The 16,295-nt window shown below is 60.9% G+C and carries 9 protein-coding genes; 1 reads left to right on the plus strand and 8 read right to left on the minus strand.

Annotated elements, in window-relative coordinates; all coding sequences use genetic code 11:
- Positions 1 to 15: 15 nt before the first annotated feature.
- The 3 genes from ACIX8_RS06750 to ppk1 all read right to left on the minus strand — a co-directional run bounded on the left by ACIX8_RS06750 (position 16) and on the right by ppk1 (position 5,515).
- Positions 16 to 1,467, minus strand: coding sequence for a M16 family metallopeptidase (locus ACIX8_RS06750; RefSeq protein ID WP_014264586.1), 1,452 nt, complete (start codon positions 1,465 to 1,467; stop codon positions 16 to 18).
- Complete coding sequence (locus ACIX8_RS06755; RefSeq protein WP_014264587.1) at positions 1,464 to 3,050, minus strand: M16 family metallopeptidase; 1,587 nt, start codon at positions 3,048 to 3,050, stop codon at positions 1,464 to 1,466. Before ACIX8_RS06755 ends, ACIX8_RS06750 begins: the two co-directional genes overlap by 4 nt.
- 218 nt (positions 3,051 to 3,268) lie before the next feature.
- On the minus strand, positions 3,269 to 5,515 hold the full coding sequence (gene ppk1 / locus ACIX8_RS06760) for a polyphosphate kinase 1 (RefSeq protein ID WP_014264588.1): 2,247 nt from the start codon (positions 5,513 to 5,515) through the stop codon (positions 3,269 to 3,271).
- A 341-nt stretch (positions 5,516 to 5,856) separates the two neighbouring features.
- Here ppk1 and ACIX8_RS06765 point away from each other — a divergent pair, with 341 nt between their 5' ends.
- Positions 5,857 to 6,210, plus strand: a complete 354-nt coding sequence (locus tag ACIX8_RS06765) for a hypothetical protein (protein ID WP_014264589.1) — start codon at positions 5,857 to 5,859, stop codon at positions 6,208 to 6,210.
- Between the two features lie 143 nt (positions 6,211 to 6,353).
- On the opposite strand, the gene ACIX8_RS06770 is transcribed toward ACIX8_RS06765, so the two are convergent.
- The 5 genes from ACIX8_RS06770 to ACIX8_RS06790 form a co-directional block, all read right to left on the minus strand.
- Positions 6,354 to 7,910, minus strand: coding sequence for a CoA-acylating methylmalonate-semialdehyde dehydrogenase (locus ACIX8_RS06770; RefSeq protein ID WP_014264590.1), 1,557 nt, complete (start codon positions 7,908 to 7,910; stop codon positions 6,354 to 6,356).
- Positions 7,911 to 8,214: 304 nt separating this feature from the next.
- The gene (gene ligD, locus ACIX8_RS06775) at positions 8,215 to 10,977 is read right to left on the minus strand and encodes a DNA ligase D (protein WP_014264591.1); all 2,763 of its coding nucleotides are present in this window, start codon (positions 10,975 to 10,977) and stop codon (positions 8,215 to 8,217) included.
- A 10-nt stretch (positions 10,978 to 10,987) separates the two neighbouring features.
- Positions 10,988 to 11,932, minus strand: a complete 945-nt coding sequence (gene ku / locus ACIX8_RS06780; protein WP_014264592.1) for a non-homologous end joining protein Ku — start codon at positions 11,930 to 11,932, stop codon at positions 10,988 to 10,990.
- Positions 11,933 to 12,015: 83 nt separating this feature from the next.
- Positions 12,016 to 12,780 carry a 2-keto-4-pentenoate hydratase gene (locus ACIX8_RS06785; protein WP_014264593.1) on the minus strand — a complete coding sequence of 255 codons (765 nt, stop codon included), beginning with the start codon at positions 12,778 to 12,780 and terminating at the stop codon, positions 12,016 to 12,018.
- A gap of 49 nt (positions 12,781 to 12,829) precedes the next feature.
- Positions 12,830 to 16,117, minus strand: coding sequence for a glycoside hydrolase family 2 protein (locus ACIX8_RS06790; protein ID WP_014264594.1), 3,288 nt, complete (start codon positions 16,115 to 16,117; stop codon positions 12,830 to 12,832).
- Between the last annotated feature and the right edge of the window lie 178 nt (positions 16,118 to 16,295).

The raw sequence follows: 16,295 nt of genomic DNA on the forward strand, positions 1-16,295 counted from the left end.
GCCCTTCAGAGCACGCTATTGCTCTGAAGGGGCTCCGGGGATGCTGATGTCGAGCGTGGTCACCTTCCCGAGCCCGTCGAGTGGCGGCTGGATCTCGCTGGAGTTGCCCACTACGACGATGGCGAGCTTCTCCGGCTGGACATACTTCTGCGCGACGCGAGCCACATCCGCTGAGGTCACGCGTTCGATCCCGGCACGATAGCGTTCCAGGAAGTCCGCGGGGTAGCCGTAGACGGCGAGCGTTACCTGCTCGCTCAGCACCTTTTCAGGAGTGTCGTAGTGGAAGACGAAGGAGTTCAACAGATCGCTCTTGGCGCTACGCAGCTCATCCTCGGTGGGAGGATCGGTGCGCAGGCGGCGGACTTCGTCGAGCGTGGCCTTGGTTGCGGCCACGGTGCTGGAGCTCTTGGTGCCCAGGCCTACCGCGAAGAGTCCGGGATGGTCATAGGCCGCGCCGAAGTTGCCGCCGACGTCGTAGGCCAATCCGAGCTTCGTGCGAACGTTCTGCACGACCCGCGAGCCGAAGCCGCCGGAGAAGACCTCGTTCATCACGCTGAGCGCGTAGTAGTCGGGATTGTCTTCCTGCGTGCCTAGTCCGACCATGTACACGTTGGATTGATCGACATCGGCCTTGTTGGCGAAGTAAACGCCGGCTGGAGGCTCGGTGAACTCTACCTTGGCGGACTTGAGTTGAGTTCCACGCGGCAGGGGAGCGAAGGCCGCGCGCAGCTTCGCTTCCATCGCCTTGGCATCGAAGTCGCCGATGACGCCAACGATCAGGTTGCTGCCCGTAAATGTTTTTTCGTGCCAGGCGCGAAGGTCTTCGAGGGTGACGGCGGAGACCGTGGCGAGCTCTTCGGAGCGGCCGTAGGGATTGGTTTTGCCGTAGGCAATTTCGACGGCTTCGCGCTGGGCGATGCCGCTGGCGTCATCGTTGCGGCGTAGGATGCCGCTGGCGAGGCTCTGCTTGGCGAGCTCCAGCTTCTGCTGCTGGAAGGCGGGGTGCTGGAGCAGGTCCATGGCTACGCCGAAGACGCTGTCGAAGTCCTTCGCGAAGCTCGACCAGCTCAGGGATGTGGAGGCCTGGCCTCCGCCGGTTTCGACGGTTGCGGCCTTCGCGGCGAGTTGATCGTCCATGGCGTCGCCGTTTGCGGTAGCGGTTCCGCTGGTCCGCCAGGCTTCTCCGTAGAGCGATATGAGTCCGACCTTGTCGGCTGGTTCGTCGCGACTGCCGCCGCGTATGCGGATGAAGCCGCTCACGAACGGAAGCTCATGGTCTTCTTCGAGGAAGAGTTGAACGCCGTTGGGTAGCTCCACCTTGATCGGCTGGACAGGTTTGAACTCATGCAGCGTAGGAATCGGGATGGCTTTCCAGGGCTCGTGGGGTGCTGGTGTTTGAGCGAAGGCTGTTGTGGAGAGACCTGCGATCAGAGCCAGGGTAAGAAGGCGTGGGGTGAAGTTGGTCATTTCGCACCTCCATTGCCAGCCGCGACGGGTGTTGCGGTAGGCGCCTGGAAGTCGATGCGTGCGCTGGTGCGGTTGTTCTCGACGAACGTCTTGTTCGCGACGCGGCGGATGTCGGCTTTGGTGACGGCGTCGATCTTCGCCAGCTCCTGGAACATCACGCGCCAGTCGCCGAAGCTCGTCTGATACTGGGCAAGCTGCGAAGCGAGGCCGGCGTTGTCTCCGAGACCGCGCAGCAGGTCGGCGCGTGCGCGTGTCTTGAAGCGTTCGAGTTCGGCATCGCTGACGTCGGTGGTCTTCAAAGTATCGAGTTCCTTGTGGATCGCCGTGCGCAGTTCATCCGAGGTGTGGCCGCGCTGGGGAAGGGCATAGAAGGCGAACAGGCCGGGAAACTTGTTGCCGGGGAAGCCGCTGAAGCCCTCTGCCACCAGCGCAATCTTCTGGTCGCGAACCAGGCTGCGATAAAGGCGCGAGGTGCGGCCGTTGGAGAAGATGTCGGTGATGGCGTCGTAGACCGAGTCGTCGGGGTCGCGGTAGTCCGGCTTGTGGTAGCCCTCGAGATAGATGGGCTGTGTCGCCTCGCGCAGAACCACGGTGCGCTCGGCATGTTGCGGCGGCTCGATGGTGGTCAGCGGCTCAGGCTTGGGACCAGCGGGGATGCGGCCAAAGTAGCGTTCCAGCATGGGCAACGCGGTCTTGGTGTCGAAGTCGCCTACTACGGCTACTACGATGTTTGACGGAACGTAGTACTTGCTATGAAACGCGGCGGCTTCGGTCGCGGTGACCTGGGTGATGTCGCTCTCCCAGCCGACGCCCGGGCGGCCGTAGGGATGCGCCATGTAGGCTGCGGCGAGGAACTCCTCGATGAGACGGCCTTGAGAAGAGGAGTCGATGCGCATGCGGCGCTCTTCGTTGACGACGTCGCGCTCCTTGTAGAACTCGCGCGCCACCGGCCAGCCGATGCGGCCGGACTCCAGGTAGGCCCAGAGTTCGAGACGATTGGACGGCATGCTCCAGAAGTACTGCGTGGAGTCTTCGGCGGTTGAGGCGTTCAGTCCGACGGCGCCGTTCTCTTCGGCGATCTCGGAGAATTGATTGGGGATGACATAGGTTTGCGCGGTCTTTACCGCGTCTTCAAAGGCCTGGTGCAGGCTTGCGAGGCGCGCTTTGTCCTGGCCTACAGGCTTGCGAAATTCGGCGTCGTAGGCGGCATAGGCTTGTTCTACCTTGTCGAGAGCGGCTTTTTCGGCGGGATAGTCAGTGGTGCCGACCTCCGTGGTTCCTTTGAAGGCGATGTGCTCGAACATGTGCGCGAGGCCGCTCTGTCCGCCGGGATCGTCGGCGGAGCCGGCGTCGACCAGTGTGTAAAAGCTGAAGACCGGTGCCTCGTGGCGCTCGCTTAGTACGAGAGTCAGGCCGTTGGGAAGCACCTTGACTGTCGTGTGGCTTTCCATCTGCTGCTCGTACTTGTCCTGGGCCTTGAGTCCTGGAAGGAACAGCAGGGTCACTGCGGCGAGAGTTGCTGTGCGTAAGACCTTGCTGCGCCATGGCTGGAGCTCGTGCGGGCGGAGTGCAGACGTAACCATCGAACCTCTTCCTCGAGATAGAACGCTTTGTGCGTTCTGTTATCGGCGATTCTATTCATATGTCGGGGGATACACCAACTGGGGGTGTGAGAGGCAGATTGATCGCCTGTCTTGAAGGGGCAGGGCTTCAGCTGAAGCCCTGCCCCTTCAAAGCGAAAGCCTGAGCTTTGCTCAGGCTTTCAACGTAGGACATCATTCGGATGTACTGCACAAATTTCTTACGAGCGTGCTCTCTTCGGGGACGCTTCGGTTGCGGCAGGCAGGGCTGTCGGCAGATCGGAGGCCTCCTGCCGGTTTTCGCCGGAGTCCGAGGCGGTTGCGTGTTCCATGAACCAGTCCTGCGCGCTGATGCGTTTGCCGCTGCCGGTTGCGCGGATGTAGGTTCCATCGGGCTGCATCAGACGTGCCTTCACGTCATCCTTCAGGTAGGTTTCGAGGATCTCCTTGCGGAGCCTGTGCTTGCCGTTTTCATCGACGATGGGGAAGACGACCTCGCAACGCTCGTAGAGGTTACGCGGCATCCAGTCGGCGCTGCCGGCATAGACCTCTTCGTGGCCTCCGTTGGCAAACCAGAAGATGCGGCTGTGCTCAAGGAAACGGCCGATGATGGAGCGCACGCGAATCCGCTCGCTCAGGCCGGGAACGCCGGGACGCAGAGCACACATGCCGCGTACGATCAGGTCGATTTCAACCCCGGCCTGCGACGCCGAGTAGAGAGCTTCGATCGTCTTGGTGTCGAGCAGGGCATTCATCTTGGCGATGATGTGCGCCTTGTGTCCCTTGCGGGCATGAGCCTCTTCGCGGGCGATCAAGGCGAGCATGTCGTCGGCCAGCGTAACGGGAGCGACGAGCAGCGGGCGGTAGGTCTCGTGGCTGGCTTCCCAGTTGGCGGTCAGGTAACGGAATACGCGCTGCATGGCTTCGGTCAGTTCGGGCCGCGCCGTCAGCAGGCTGATGTCGGTGTAGAAGCGCGCGGTGACGGGGTTGTAGTTGCCGGTGCCGAGATGCGCGTAGCTGCGCACGACGCCATCGGGATCGCGCCGCCACAGCAAGGCCAGCTTGCAGTGCGTCTTGAGGCCGTAGATGCCGTGGAAGACCTGCACGCCGGCGTCTTCGAGCTCGCGCGCCCAGCGGATGTTGGAGGCCTCGTCGAAGCGGGCCATCAGCTCGACGACTACCGTTACGTCCTTGCTCTGCGCGGCTTCGGTGAGAGCGCGGAACATCGAGGAGTCGGCGCTGGTGCGGTAGAGCGTCTGCTTCATCGAGATGACGCGTGGATCGTTGGTGCCTGCGGCGATGAACGCCTCGACCGTGTTGTAGCTGTCGTAGGGGTGGTGCAGCAGGATGTCACGCTTGCGCAGCTCGTCGAAGACGTCACGGGCTTTGGGCCCGAGCTGGAGCCGCCGCCCGTGGAACTCGGGGAACTTGAAGTCGGAGGTCTTGATCTCCTTGTAGAGATTCATCAGGCGGTTGATGTTGACGGGAGCCTGGGTGCGGAAGACCTGCCACTCCTCGAGCTCGAAGTTGATGCGCAGCCGCTCGGCGATCACATCCGCCGCGGTGGCGTCGATCTCCATGCGCACGACGTCGCCCTTGCGGCGATTGTGGAGCTCGGCGGCTACGCTCTCCAACACCGACCGGGCTTCTTCTTCCTGCATGTAGAGATTGCTGTTGCGCGTGACACGGAACGCTGCCCGCCCCAGGACCTCGTAGCCGCGGAACATGCGCTCGGAGTGCGCTTCGATCAGTTCATCGAGCAGTAGGTAGTTGCGCTGGCCATCGCGTTCCGGCAGTACTACCAGGTCGGGCAGGGAGCGCGGAATGGTGATGACGCCGAGGACCTTGGGGCTGCGAACTCCGACGCGGTTCTTGCGCTTGTGACGCAGCAGCAGCGCGAGGCAGAGCGCTTTGTTGAGCACACGCGGAAAGGGATGCGAGGGGTCCAGCGTGACGGGAGTGAGCAGGGGATCGACCTGATCGTGGAAGAAGCGCGCGGCGAAGAGGCGGTCCTCTTCGGTCATGTCTTTCCATTTCACGAGGTGAATATTAGCGGCTTCAAGCGCCGGAGCCAGGCGCTCGGTCCAGCACTGGTCCTGGTCGGTGGCGAAGCGGTGCAGCCAGTCGCGCAGGCGGTCCATGCGCGCGTCCGAGGTGAGGCCGCCTTCGTCCGGCTTCTGGGGGAGGCCGAGGTCTTCTTCCATCTGCTGCAGGATGCCGGCGACCCGGATCTCGAGGAACTCGTCGAGATTGCTGGCGGTGATGGCGAGAAACTTCAGGCGCTCCAGCAGCGGATTGGTGGCGTCATCGGCCTCTTCCAGTACGCGGCGGTTGAACAGCAGCCAGCTCTCATCGCGGTTGATGTAGCGACTGGGCGTCTTTGAAACATCGGCGGCTGGTGAAATCGGTTGTTCCACTGACTTCCTCACGCTTACTTGCTTTTTGGCGACTTTTTTCTGCTGGGCCATGTGTTGGATCAGGGTAGCGCACTCCGGTGATGGCAAATGTTAATAGTGGTTTGCAGTTGGGGGAAACGAGCCAATGGGGTGAAGGGCCCCGACCCATTACAGGGGATGAAGCCTTCTCCAGGCCTTTGGTTTGGGCTGGTATAAGTCCGCTCCTTCGACGCTGTATTTTCGCGTGTTGCTGTGGGATTGCCGCCTTTCCTATCCCTGCAAGTCCTGGCCAACGCTTACAGGACTGCGTAGTGAAGCGCCAATCCACAAGACGAGAAGCGACGCTTACAGGTATCTTGGAGACCAAGGGAACATTAGTTCCGGGTTACTGCGTCTTTCAAGGAGAAATCTCAATGACAAGAATTACGATCGCCGGAGTTGCTTTAACTGCCGCCCTTTCGCTCGGTCTCGCTCAGGCACAGACGGTTGGACAGGACCTGAAAGATGCCGGTCACGATACGGCTCACGCCACCAAGTCGGTAGCGCACGATACCGCCCACGGAACCAAGGTCGCCGCGCGGGATACCGAGCATGGCACGAAGGTAGCTGCGCACGACACCGCTCATGGGACCAGGGTCGCGACACACAAGACCGTTCGCGTTACCAAGAAGGGCGCCCACAAGACCGCCGAGGGTACACGCACGGTGGCCCACAAGGTTGAAGGCAAGCCGGATACGCATGTCGAAGAGCATCACGACACGCACTAAGCTTGGGCAAGACGACCAAAGAGCGGGAGGAAGCAGATTCACTCGCTACGCTCGGAATGACAACCAGAAAAGCAAAAGCAAAAGCTGAGAGACAAAGGCCGTTCCGATTGGAGCGGCCTTTGTCTTTGTGTGCAAGAGAGTAGCTATCCGAGCGTAGGCATCGTTGTGTCGACGCCGGTGCGGATGCCTGTTGGCCAGCGTGCTGTCACAGTCTTGATGCGGGTGTAGAAACGTACGCCCTCGGGACCGTGCACTGCGTGGTCGCCGAAGAGAGAACGCTTCCATCCGCCGAAGCTGTGGAAGGCCATCGGCACGGGGATCGGCACGTTGATGCCGACCATGCCCGCCTGCACACGCCGTGCGAAGTCGCGGGCAGTGTCGCCGTCGCGAGTGAACAGGGCTGTGCCGTTACCGAACTCGTGATCGTTGATGAGCTGCAGCGCTGTCTCGAAGTTGTTGACGCGTACTACGCCCAACACCGGCCCGAAGATCTCTTCCTTGTAGATCCGCATCTCCGGCTTGACGTGATCGAAGAGGCAGGCCCCGAGGAAGAAGCCGTCGCCCTGGGGCAGTGCGCCCTGGCGTCCATCGACGACGAGCTCCGCGCCTTCGGTGGTGCCGAGTTCGACGTAGGTTGTCACCTTGTCGAGATGGTTTTTTGTTACAAGCGGACCTAGGTCCGCCTCGCCCGTCGATGCGTCTTGTGCGCCATCGCCCACGCGCAGATTGGAGATACGAGTCTTGAGCTTTTCGATCAGCGTGTCGGCGGTCTGGTGGCCGACGGTTACGGCAATGCTGATCGCCATGCAGCGCTCGCCCGCCGAGCCATAGGCTGCACCGGCGAGGGCGTCGGCCGCCTGGTCGAGATCGGCATCGGGCATCACGATCATGTGGTTCTTCGCCCCGCCGAGGGCCTGCACGCGCTTGCCGTGCTTTGTGCCTTCACGATAGACGTACTCCGCGATAGGCGTAGAGCCGACGAAGCTGACGGCTTGAATCGTGGGGTGAGCGAGAATCGCGTCGACCGCGGATTTGTCTCCGTGCACGACGTTGAAGACACCATCGGGAAGACCGGCTTCCTTGAGCATCTCGGCAAGAAGGATTGAGGCACTGGGGTCGCGTTCGCTGGGCTTCAGCACGAAGGTGTTGCCGCAGGCCAGAGCGATGGGGAACATCCACATGGGCACCATCGCGGGGAAGTTGAAGGGGGTAATGCCGGCGACGACGCCGAGCGGTTGCCGCATCGACCAGCTATCGATTCCGGTGCCAACCTGCTCGGTGAACTCGCCCTTGAGAAGCTGCGGAATGCCGGTAGCGAATTCGACGACTTCGAGACCGCGCGTGGCCTCGCCTTTAGCGTCGGAGAAGACCTTGCCGTGCTCGCGATTGAGAAGGGCGGCTACTTCGTCGAGGCGGCGCTCGTAGATCTCGCGGAAGCGGAAGAGCACGCGGGCGCGGCGCAGCGGCGGAGACGAAGACCACTCTGGAAAGGCGGCAGCAGCGGCCTGCACAGCTTTGTCGACCTCGGCATTGGAGGCGAGGGGAACGTGGGCCTGCACCTTGCCGGAGGCGGGGTGGTACACGTCGGCGAAACGGCCTGACGTTCCGCGAACGGCAGTGCCGGAGATCCAGTGGGTGATCTCGCGAATGTCGATGGTGGAAGACCTGGTCGGGAGGGGCGATGCGATGGCGGCGGACATGGGGTTCTCCTTGCGGGAAGAAACCAACATCGTAACAGGTGGAGGTTTCTTTGGAGTTCTGTGGGGTGGTGGGCACCTTTGCTTTTCTGGTTGTCATTCCGAGCGCAGCGAGGAACCTGCTGTCTCCCGCTCTTCGCTCGTACCTCCCAGAAACCTACAGGCTAGAACTGAAACAACTACGCTGGAGGGTAACGTTTGTGGCATCGCCAACGAAAAACGGGAGACAGCAGGTTCGCTCGCTGCGCTCGGAATGACAACCAGAACAGCAAAAGCAACAACAACGGTTTTGCTGGTTTGTAAAACCTCATGCCTGCTCAAAACTTGCAGGATCGAGCTTCTGACGAGTCGTCAGCATCGCCTTCCATGGATCGTTGCGGAGTCGCGAGCGCCATTCGTCGAAGTTCTTGACGGAGTACACGGGACGCTCCGGGAGCTTCAACGCGGACCACGGTAAGGGCAGCGAAACATGCGCTCCCGCACGGGCGCGTGGCGAGTAGGGAGCGACTGCGGTTGCCCCGCGTTCATTGCGCAGATAGTCGAGATAGATCTTTCCCTTGCGCGCGGACTTGGTCATCTTCGTTAGATAAAGCGTGGGATTCTCTCTTTCCATGCTCTCGACGAACTTGTGAGCCAGCGCTTTGAGCTGTGGCCAATCTAACTCGGGCTGGATGGGAGCGACGACGTGTAATCCTTTGCCGCCGGTGGTCTTTAGAAAGCTTTCCAGGCCTGCTTTCTTCAAGCGTTTGCGGACCTCCGCTGCTGCGTCGCAGAGCGTCGACCATGGCAGCGATTCATCTGGATCGAGGTCGAAGATCAGCCGGTCAGGATGTTCGAGATCGTCGTTGCGCGAACCCCACGGATGCACTTCCAGCACGCCCATCTGTGCCAGGTTGATGAGCGCTTCCGTTGTGTTGAGTGTGATGTAGGGCTCCGGCTCTCCGGTCTTTTTATTCGGGACGTCGATGCCTCCGACACCCGGCGGCAGCATGTGATTGACGTGCTTTTGGAAGAAACAGGGTTTGCCCGTGCCCTCAGGACAGCGCACAAGGCTGAGAGGCCGGTCGGCGATGTGCGGCAACATGTGCTCGGCGACGCCCTGGTAGAACGCGGATAGGTCCGCCTTGGTGAGGCCGCTCTCAGCGTCGAGGATCTTGTCCGGATGGGTGAGACGTATCGAACCTGTTGTTGCCGTTTTCGTCGCTGTCTTGGCGGCGATGGGTACGGCTGCTCGATGCGTGGCTACTACGGGTGCAGTTTTCGCTGGACGCTTCGATGTTCCTTTGGGCTGAGGTGCGACGGTTGCTTCTTCCCGTTGAACTTCCTTAGCGGGTTTGTCTTCGCGCAATCCAAGAAATGCGGCTTGACGCACGAGATTGTCCGCCGTCCAGGTGGCAAACCGGACCTGCGCAACGAGCTTAGGTTTCACCCAGATAGCATCTCTGCGCCCATCTACGGGAACTCGGGCGAAGGGCATGGACCTGTTTTCTAAATCACCAAGTTGTTTGCGTAACGTGCGTCTTGTCTTTTGTGTAAAGCCTGTGCCCGTGCGGCCTGAATAGATTAGTTTGCCGTCGCGGTAGTAGCCCAGGAGAAGGGAGCCGATGCGGTCCGGGCCTTCGGAGGAGAGTGTATAGCCACCGATAACGAACTCCTGTTCGCGAAGGCATTTGGACTTGAGCCACTCCCCGCTGCGGCCGGAGGAGTATGTCGAAGCGCCCCACTTGGAGATGATGCCTTCTGCATGAAGCTCGCAGGCCTGGTGGAACATGGATTCGCCGCCGGTCTCGATGTGCTCGCTCAGGTGAACTGAGCCGATGCCTTCGCCAAGAATCTCCGCTAGCAGAGCTTTGCGTTCGCGCAGGCTCAGACCTCGGGTGTTGCGGCCGTTGAGGTGCAGCAGGTCGAAGCAGAAGTAGGTCAGAGGATGCTTCTCTCCATCCTGAAATGAGGCCTGCAGATTGGCGAAGCTGGTGGTGCCGTTTTCACTGACCACGACCACCTCTCCGTCGAGTGTTGCGTTCTCGGCGGGCAGCTTCGTGATGTCCTTCGCGATAGCGGGCATGCGGTGGGTCCAATCGAGACCCTTGCGTGTGAGCAGCTGAACGTCACTGCCAGATTTGCGCGCCTGGATGCGATAGCCGTCGAGCTTCAGCTCATGCAGCCAGCCCTCTTTCCCGGGAGGTCCTGTAGCCTCGAGTGCGAGCTGCGGCGAAAGAAATGCGGGTTGCGTCTCCCTGGGTAGATCTTTGAGCGCAGCGTCATTCTTTGCCTTCGGCGATCTCGGGGATTGCGCCTTTTTTTCTGGTGCAGCGGGTTTCTGTCTGTGCCAGGCCTTGCCGCGTGCGGTGTCCTTGGAGTTCCAAACGTGGTCTTCCTGTCCTGCGATCTGATCCAGTGTGCGGCCAGTCACGGCGGAGTCGGGCGCTTCGTCGGTGATGGAGGGATCGTCCTTGCCGCGTTCGAACTCGTCGTGCTCCTTGATGAGCAGCCAGTTCGGCTTGCGCTCGTTGGCGGCTTTGCCACCCATGCGCACGAGCGTCCACTTGCCCGTCATCTTTGTGCCATGCATCACGAACTTCAGACTGCCTTCGCGCAGACCGGCATCGACGTCCTCGTGCCCGGGCTGCGGCTCCCACGTGCCCTGATCCCACACCATGACGGTGCCGCCGCCGTATTGCCCTTTGGGGATGATGCCCTCGAAGCCACCGTACTCCATCGGATGGTCTTCTACCTGGACCGCGAGCCGGCGGTCGCCGGTGAAGTAGCTGGGGCCCTTCGCGACCGCCCAGCTCTTCAGCACGCCGTTCCAGCCGAGGCGGAAGTCGTAGTGCAGGTGGCTCGCAGCGTGCTTTTGAATCACGAACGGAAGGCCGGAGGCTTTGGCTTTCGTAGATTTGCCTTTGCCGCTGGGTTCGGCTGTGACCTTGAAGTCACGCATCTCGCGATAACGCGCAAGCTGTTCATCGACGGCATCCGCAGCCGAGGCGTGTGTTTTGTGCGGGGTCCTCTTAGCGGCTGTTTTTTTGCTGGCTGGCTTCCGCGACACGGCTTTTTTTGTTGGCGCCATCACGAGCCTCCTAGGCTGACTTCCGTTTCGGTGTCGCCTTCGATTTCGCTGCGTGGGGCGTCTGCTTCTTCGCGGCGCCCTTCACCAGCGCGAGGCCGTGCTTCTTTGCGGCCGTCTTCTTTGCGGGGTGGCTGTCTCCGCTGACGCTCTTCCTCAAGGCATCCATCAGGTTGATCACCTTGCCCTTGGCGGGCGCGGGCGCTTCCTCGCGTGGAACCGGAGCATGCTTCAGCTTGGCCTCGACGAGTTCCTTTACTGCGACTTCATAGCCATCGACAAACTTTGAGGGATCAAAAGGCTTGGCTTTGCGCTTGATGAGCTCTTTTGCCAGCGAGAGGGAGTCGCTCGAGACCTTGATCTTCTTGATGTCCTGAAAGTATTCGGCGGGGTCGCGCAGTTCGGCTGCATAGCGCATGGTGTACGCCATCATGCCGCCGTGGGCCTCTGAACCTGCTGGGACGATGGCGACAACGTGCTCGCGGCCGCCAAAGGCAATCTTGGAGATCGCGGCCTTGCCGGTGTCTTCCAGTGCCTGGCGGACCGTAGTGAAGGCCTCGGTCTGCGCGTCGTTTTCCGGCACGACGAAGTAGGGCTTCTCAAAGAACTCCGGGGGCAGTTGCTCGCGATCGACGAACTGCGTGACCTCCATGGTGTGCTTGGAGGGCACGCGAAGATGTTCGAGCTCTTCGGGTTCGATGGTGACGTACTGGCCCTTGCTGTACTCGTAGCCCTTGACGATCTGGCTGCGTCCGACGACCTCGTCGGAGTCGGCAGCTTCATCTGGATCGTTCTCGATTGCGCTCGCCAGCACCTTCTGGTGCCTGACACGCTCGCCGGTTTTGCGGTCGATCTGATGAAAGTGAATGTCGCTCTTTGCTTCCGTTGCGACGAAGAGCTTCACGCCGAAAGACACCAGCGAGATCTGTATCTGTCCGCTCCAATAAGGACGAGCCATAGCTGCACCTCAGGCGAAATTCACCATTTAAGTGAGAGTGCATGGCTGGACTGCGGGATGTATAGCGATTCCGGGGTTTTGTCTTAGGCGAAGCGCAGGCTGACGCTGCCTACGGTTGAGAAGACTACATCCGCAGCGGAACCAGCCGAAGCCTGGGTGTTGCCGGTCCACGATCCTGTCGTGATCCATTGACCTTTGCGCAGGCCGCCGGTGCGTGCGGCGCCTTCGTTTGCCAGCCAGGGGAGCAGCTTTACCAGGTCGCCCGAGGTGTTCGAGCCGGTGCGCTCGACGCGAATGACGCCATCGACCGCCAATGTGACCTTTTCAGTGTTGAAGTCGACCGACTGCCAGTTATCGAATGCAGGACCGTAGATGAAGCCGCCGTGCATCTGCAGATCGGCGAGCGTGGAGTTGCGGTCGGCCTTGGTGGAATCGCTCAGCCCTGGCTCGAGCACCTCGATCACGGGATGGCACGAGGCCATGGCTGCCACAGCTTCTTCGCGCGAGTAGGGTGTGGCACGCGGCGGCAGGTCTTCCCCTACGAGAAACGCGATCTCCGCTTCAAGTCCGCGATACCACCGGTCACCGTCAATCACGCTGCCGCTGGTGGCGACCCACTGCGCGGGCATGGGGGCATACATCGGAGTAGCTTCCGGATTTGGCGCGCCGATCTTCCAGCCGCCGATCTCGCCGTAGGCTGCGGCGATCATGTCCTGGACGGCATAGACCTCGTCGAGATTGGTGGGACGAAGCTCTTCGGGCAGATCGGCGATCGGGGTATTGGTGCGCCGTGCGTCCAGCAGCAGGTTGGCTGCGGCTTCCAGTTGATTCTCGCGGTCTCCGGTCATTGTTTCCTCCCACATCGTTTTCTAGTGTGCATGATGGTGGGTGCGGCCGTCACGTCGTCAGCCAGCGCAACGTATTCGCCAGGAACCTCTGCTGCAGCACGGGATGAAGCTCCGGCACACGATGAAAGAGCAGTTTGCCCTTGCCGAGCTTTGCGGTGAACGTGCCTGCGCCCACCTTGCGATCATGGTCGCGCGAGTAGCCTACGATCACATCGACACCCGTGCCTTCGACCAGCAGCCCGTTCGATTGACGTCCCTTGGCCTGATAGAAGTTGCCCATGGCCTGATCGACCGGCATACCGCTGAACAGGGCATGCTCGCGCACGAAGTACCAGTTGCCCATCCACGGCGCGCGGAAGTCGCCCACGGCGCCGTTGTAGGTGAACGCTCCGGCTGCCGCCAGCTCCCTGGCAACGCCATCGGAGAGCGTGTCAGCCTGGGGGATGGCCAGCAAGGGTGTTCCTGCCTGCACTGCTTCAAGGATGCCGTGCTGCAGATGGCCAAGCTGTGTGGGCGTAGGAACTTCCCCTGGCTCGGGCGCATGGCCCGGCTTCATCACCGGCATGACTTCGCCGGTAGTTTCGCCGACCTGTCCTTCACTTTCCGTGTGCGTTGTAAGGCCGGAGGAGACGATGAGGTTGTACCTCTCGCCGGGCTTGAAATCGACGACTTCAAGCCCGATCTGCGGATGGAGAGCCTGTAACTGCTGGCGCAGGGCAGGGGTGATCCCGGAGACGCCCACTCTCAGCGGTGTGCGATACATCATCTCAGGTACGTTCGTAACCCAGAGCTCTTTGGTCTGGGTCGAGAGCAGCGCGGACGAGAGCGAGAACTTGAAGCGATACAGCCCTTCCTCGTCGAGCGCCGGTGTCTCGAATCCCTCCTTGAGCAGATAGCTGAATTGATCGACGGCGTGCTCAGGCGCGGGAAGTGTGATGAGGTCTTTGCGTTTGCCGCTCGGCGTAATCATGGCGAACGTAAGGGTGCCGGTCGCTGCCTGCGGTGTGTCGTTCGCAAGATAGAGATCGAAGGTTGCGGGATTGCCGCGCGTGACGCACATCGCGCGCTGTTTTGCGATCGGCCGCACGGGCATCAGCGAGCCGGAGATGAGCCTGGGGTCGGCCTTGAAGTTGCGCAGATTGTCGACGATGCCGGAGTGGTTTTCAATGGCCGTCGACTCCCATCCGGAGATGGCTGCGAAGTCGAGCTCATCGGAGATTCGCGCGTTCTCCATGTAATTTCCCCATGTCTCGTAGCAGGTCTTGCCGACGGCGAGGAAGACGCTTTCTGCGGTGGGGAATGCCTTGCGGAAACCCCACTTATCGAGGAACTTCTCGTAGCTCGCGATGATCTCTTCGTGGTCCGTGAGGTCGTAGCTGATGCCGCCGTATTTTTTGTAAGTGTCCGTAATCTGGTGGACCATGAGCGAGTGGTTATCGGGTCGCGCGCAGCCTTCCATCTCGCCGAACTCGGTGATGACGTCTTTGTGCGGGGCCCGGTAGGTGTAATCGGTGGGAGACTTATAGAACTCGTCGTACCACTGATCGCCCGCGCCCTGATGCTGGTTCCACCATCCGCCCCAGGCCTCTTCGTCGGAGCGATGCAGCTTCGGGTTCCAGGGCTCGAACCACGCCTGCGCGGCCTTGCGAGGTGGGGCGACAAAGCCGTCGTTGAGCACGATGCAGCGGCTCGGGTCTTCGGCGCGCATGGCTTCGAGCACGGCGATGGTATCGGGATTCTTGAGGTCTGCTCCGATCTCGTTCTGCAGGCAATACTCGATGACGGACGGGTGCGAGCGGTAGGCCTTCACCATCTCCACGCACTTCACGAACATGTAGCGTTGGGCAAACTTTTCGGCCTCGCTCGTGGGCTTTTCCATCACGACGCTGTTGGCGTTTGCCACCGTGTGGGAGGGTAGTTTGCCGATGGCCATCTTGCCCGCGCCGGGCTCCATGTAGCGCAACAGACCTAGCCGGTCATGCGCGCGCAATACGTCCTCTTTCGCGAGATTGCGATGGAAGTTCAGGCAGTTCAGCCCGAGCTTTTTAGCTTGTGTGACCTCCTTCTCGGCCAACTCCGGGACGGGAAACATGCCGTTCAATCCCCAGAAACCCCAGGAGATGGAGCTGTAGATGCGGATGCGGCGGCCGTTGAGACGGAAGAGCGCGTTCTTTCCGAGGCCCTCCGGTGCGAAGGAGCGGAAGCCGAAGGAGATGGTCCGGGTGTCGCTACTCCCGTCTTCATCTACCCATGTGGTGCGCAGATGATATAGCGTAGGGCTTTCCAGATCCCATGTTGAAACCTTGCCGGCACTCATTCCTGCATCGTGCTCAAGAACTCTCTGATGCAATGGTCCCTTTGCTGTTTTGGTTTCGAGGAGGATCTTTCCTGTCGCGGGATCTACAACCTCGTGATGCAGATAGCCGATGGGTTGGCTATCGCCGACGATTTCGGTGGAAGCACGCGCATAGATCCTGCCGGGAGAGGTGTCGTTGAGTACCCAGAGCTCGCGAATTCGCACAGATCCTTTATGTGCGCTGATCGTCATGCCGCGATCGAGGCCGCCGAATCCATGCGAGCGATAGAGCGAGACCTTGCCCCACTTCGCATTCAGACCGTCTACCCAATCGAATCGTCCGAAAGGGTTGGTGATGCGGATGGCGAGAATGTTTTCGCCACCAGGGTTTGCGGCATGGGTTAGCTCTGCTTCGAACGGCAGCTCCTCCATGATGGAGTAGCCCACGAGCTTTTGGTTCAGATAGACCTCTGCGCGAAGATGCGCTCCGCGGACGTGCAGGAAGATGCGTTTGCCCTGCATGGCCGCAGGGATATCGATCTTGCGATACCACCACGACACGCCGAAGTATGCGCCATTTTGCGGGACGTCGTCATCGGCGGGTGGCGCGGCGTTATGTGCCGGCGCGGCGTAGCGGTACTCCTCCGGCGTATAGGGCCTCGAACCGAACTTTCCCCAGAAATGCTGCTCGACGGTTGTGGGCAGCAGGATCTCTTTGCCTGCCTCTGGCGTCAGCACGCTCCAACCGCCGGTCGGTGGGCTTACGGGCAACGGCGAGTCTTTGCCGTGGACGACTCCGTTCGCATCCTGGCGAATGTCTTCCGGAAGAAAGAGGTCGTCGCTGGCCCACGCGGCCTTCTCGTCGATCCACAGATGCCAACCGTCGTCGGGGATGAGTGTGCCGCTTTCAGGGTAGGGAGGTGCACCCTGTTCGACGGGTTGCTGCGCGGCCAGCCGAACGCCTGATGCGAGCGTGGCGGCAGCACCGGCGGTTGCGGCGCTCTGGAGGAAGCTACGGCGGGTGAAAAAGCTGTCTGACATGTCGCAGCGAGTTTAGCGCAGACGTAAGACTGCTGGCGATTGTGTGGATTGAAGGGGATGGCTTTCAGGTCGTACGAAAGGGGCTAGCCAAGTGGCCAGGGTGCAGAGACGGCGGGACTGAAGTCCCGCCCCTTCAAAGCAAAACAGACAGCAAATTTCCTTCGGGAATAACAGAAAG

Source organism: Granulicella mallensis MP5ACTX8, assembly GCF_000178955.2.
Lineage (GTDB): Bacteria > Acidobacteriota > Terriglobia > Terriglobales > Acidobacteriaceae > Granulicella > Granulicella mallensis.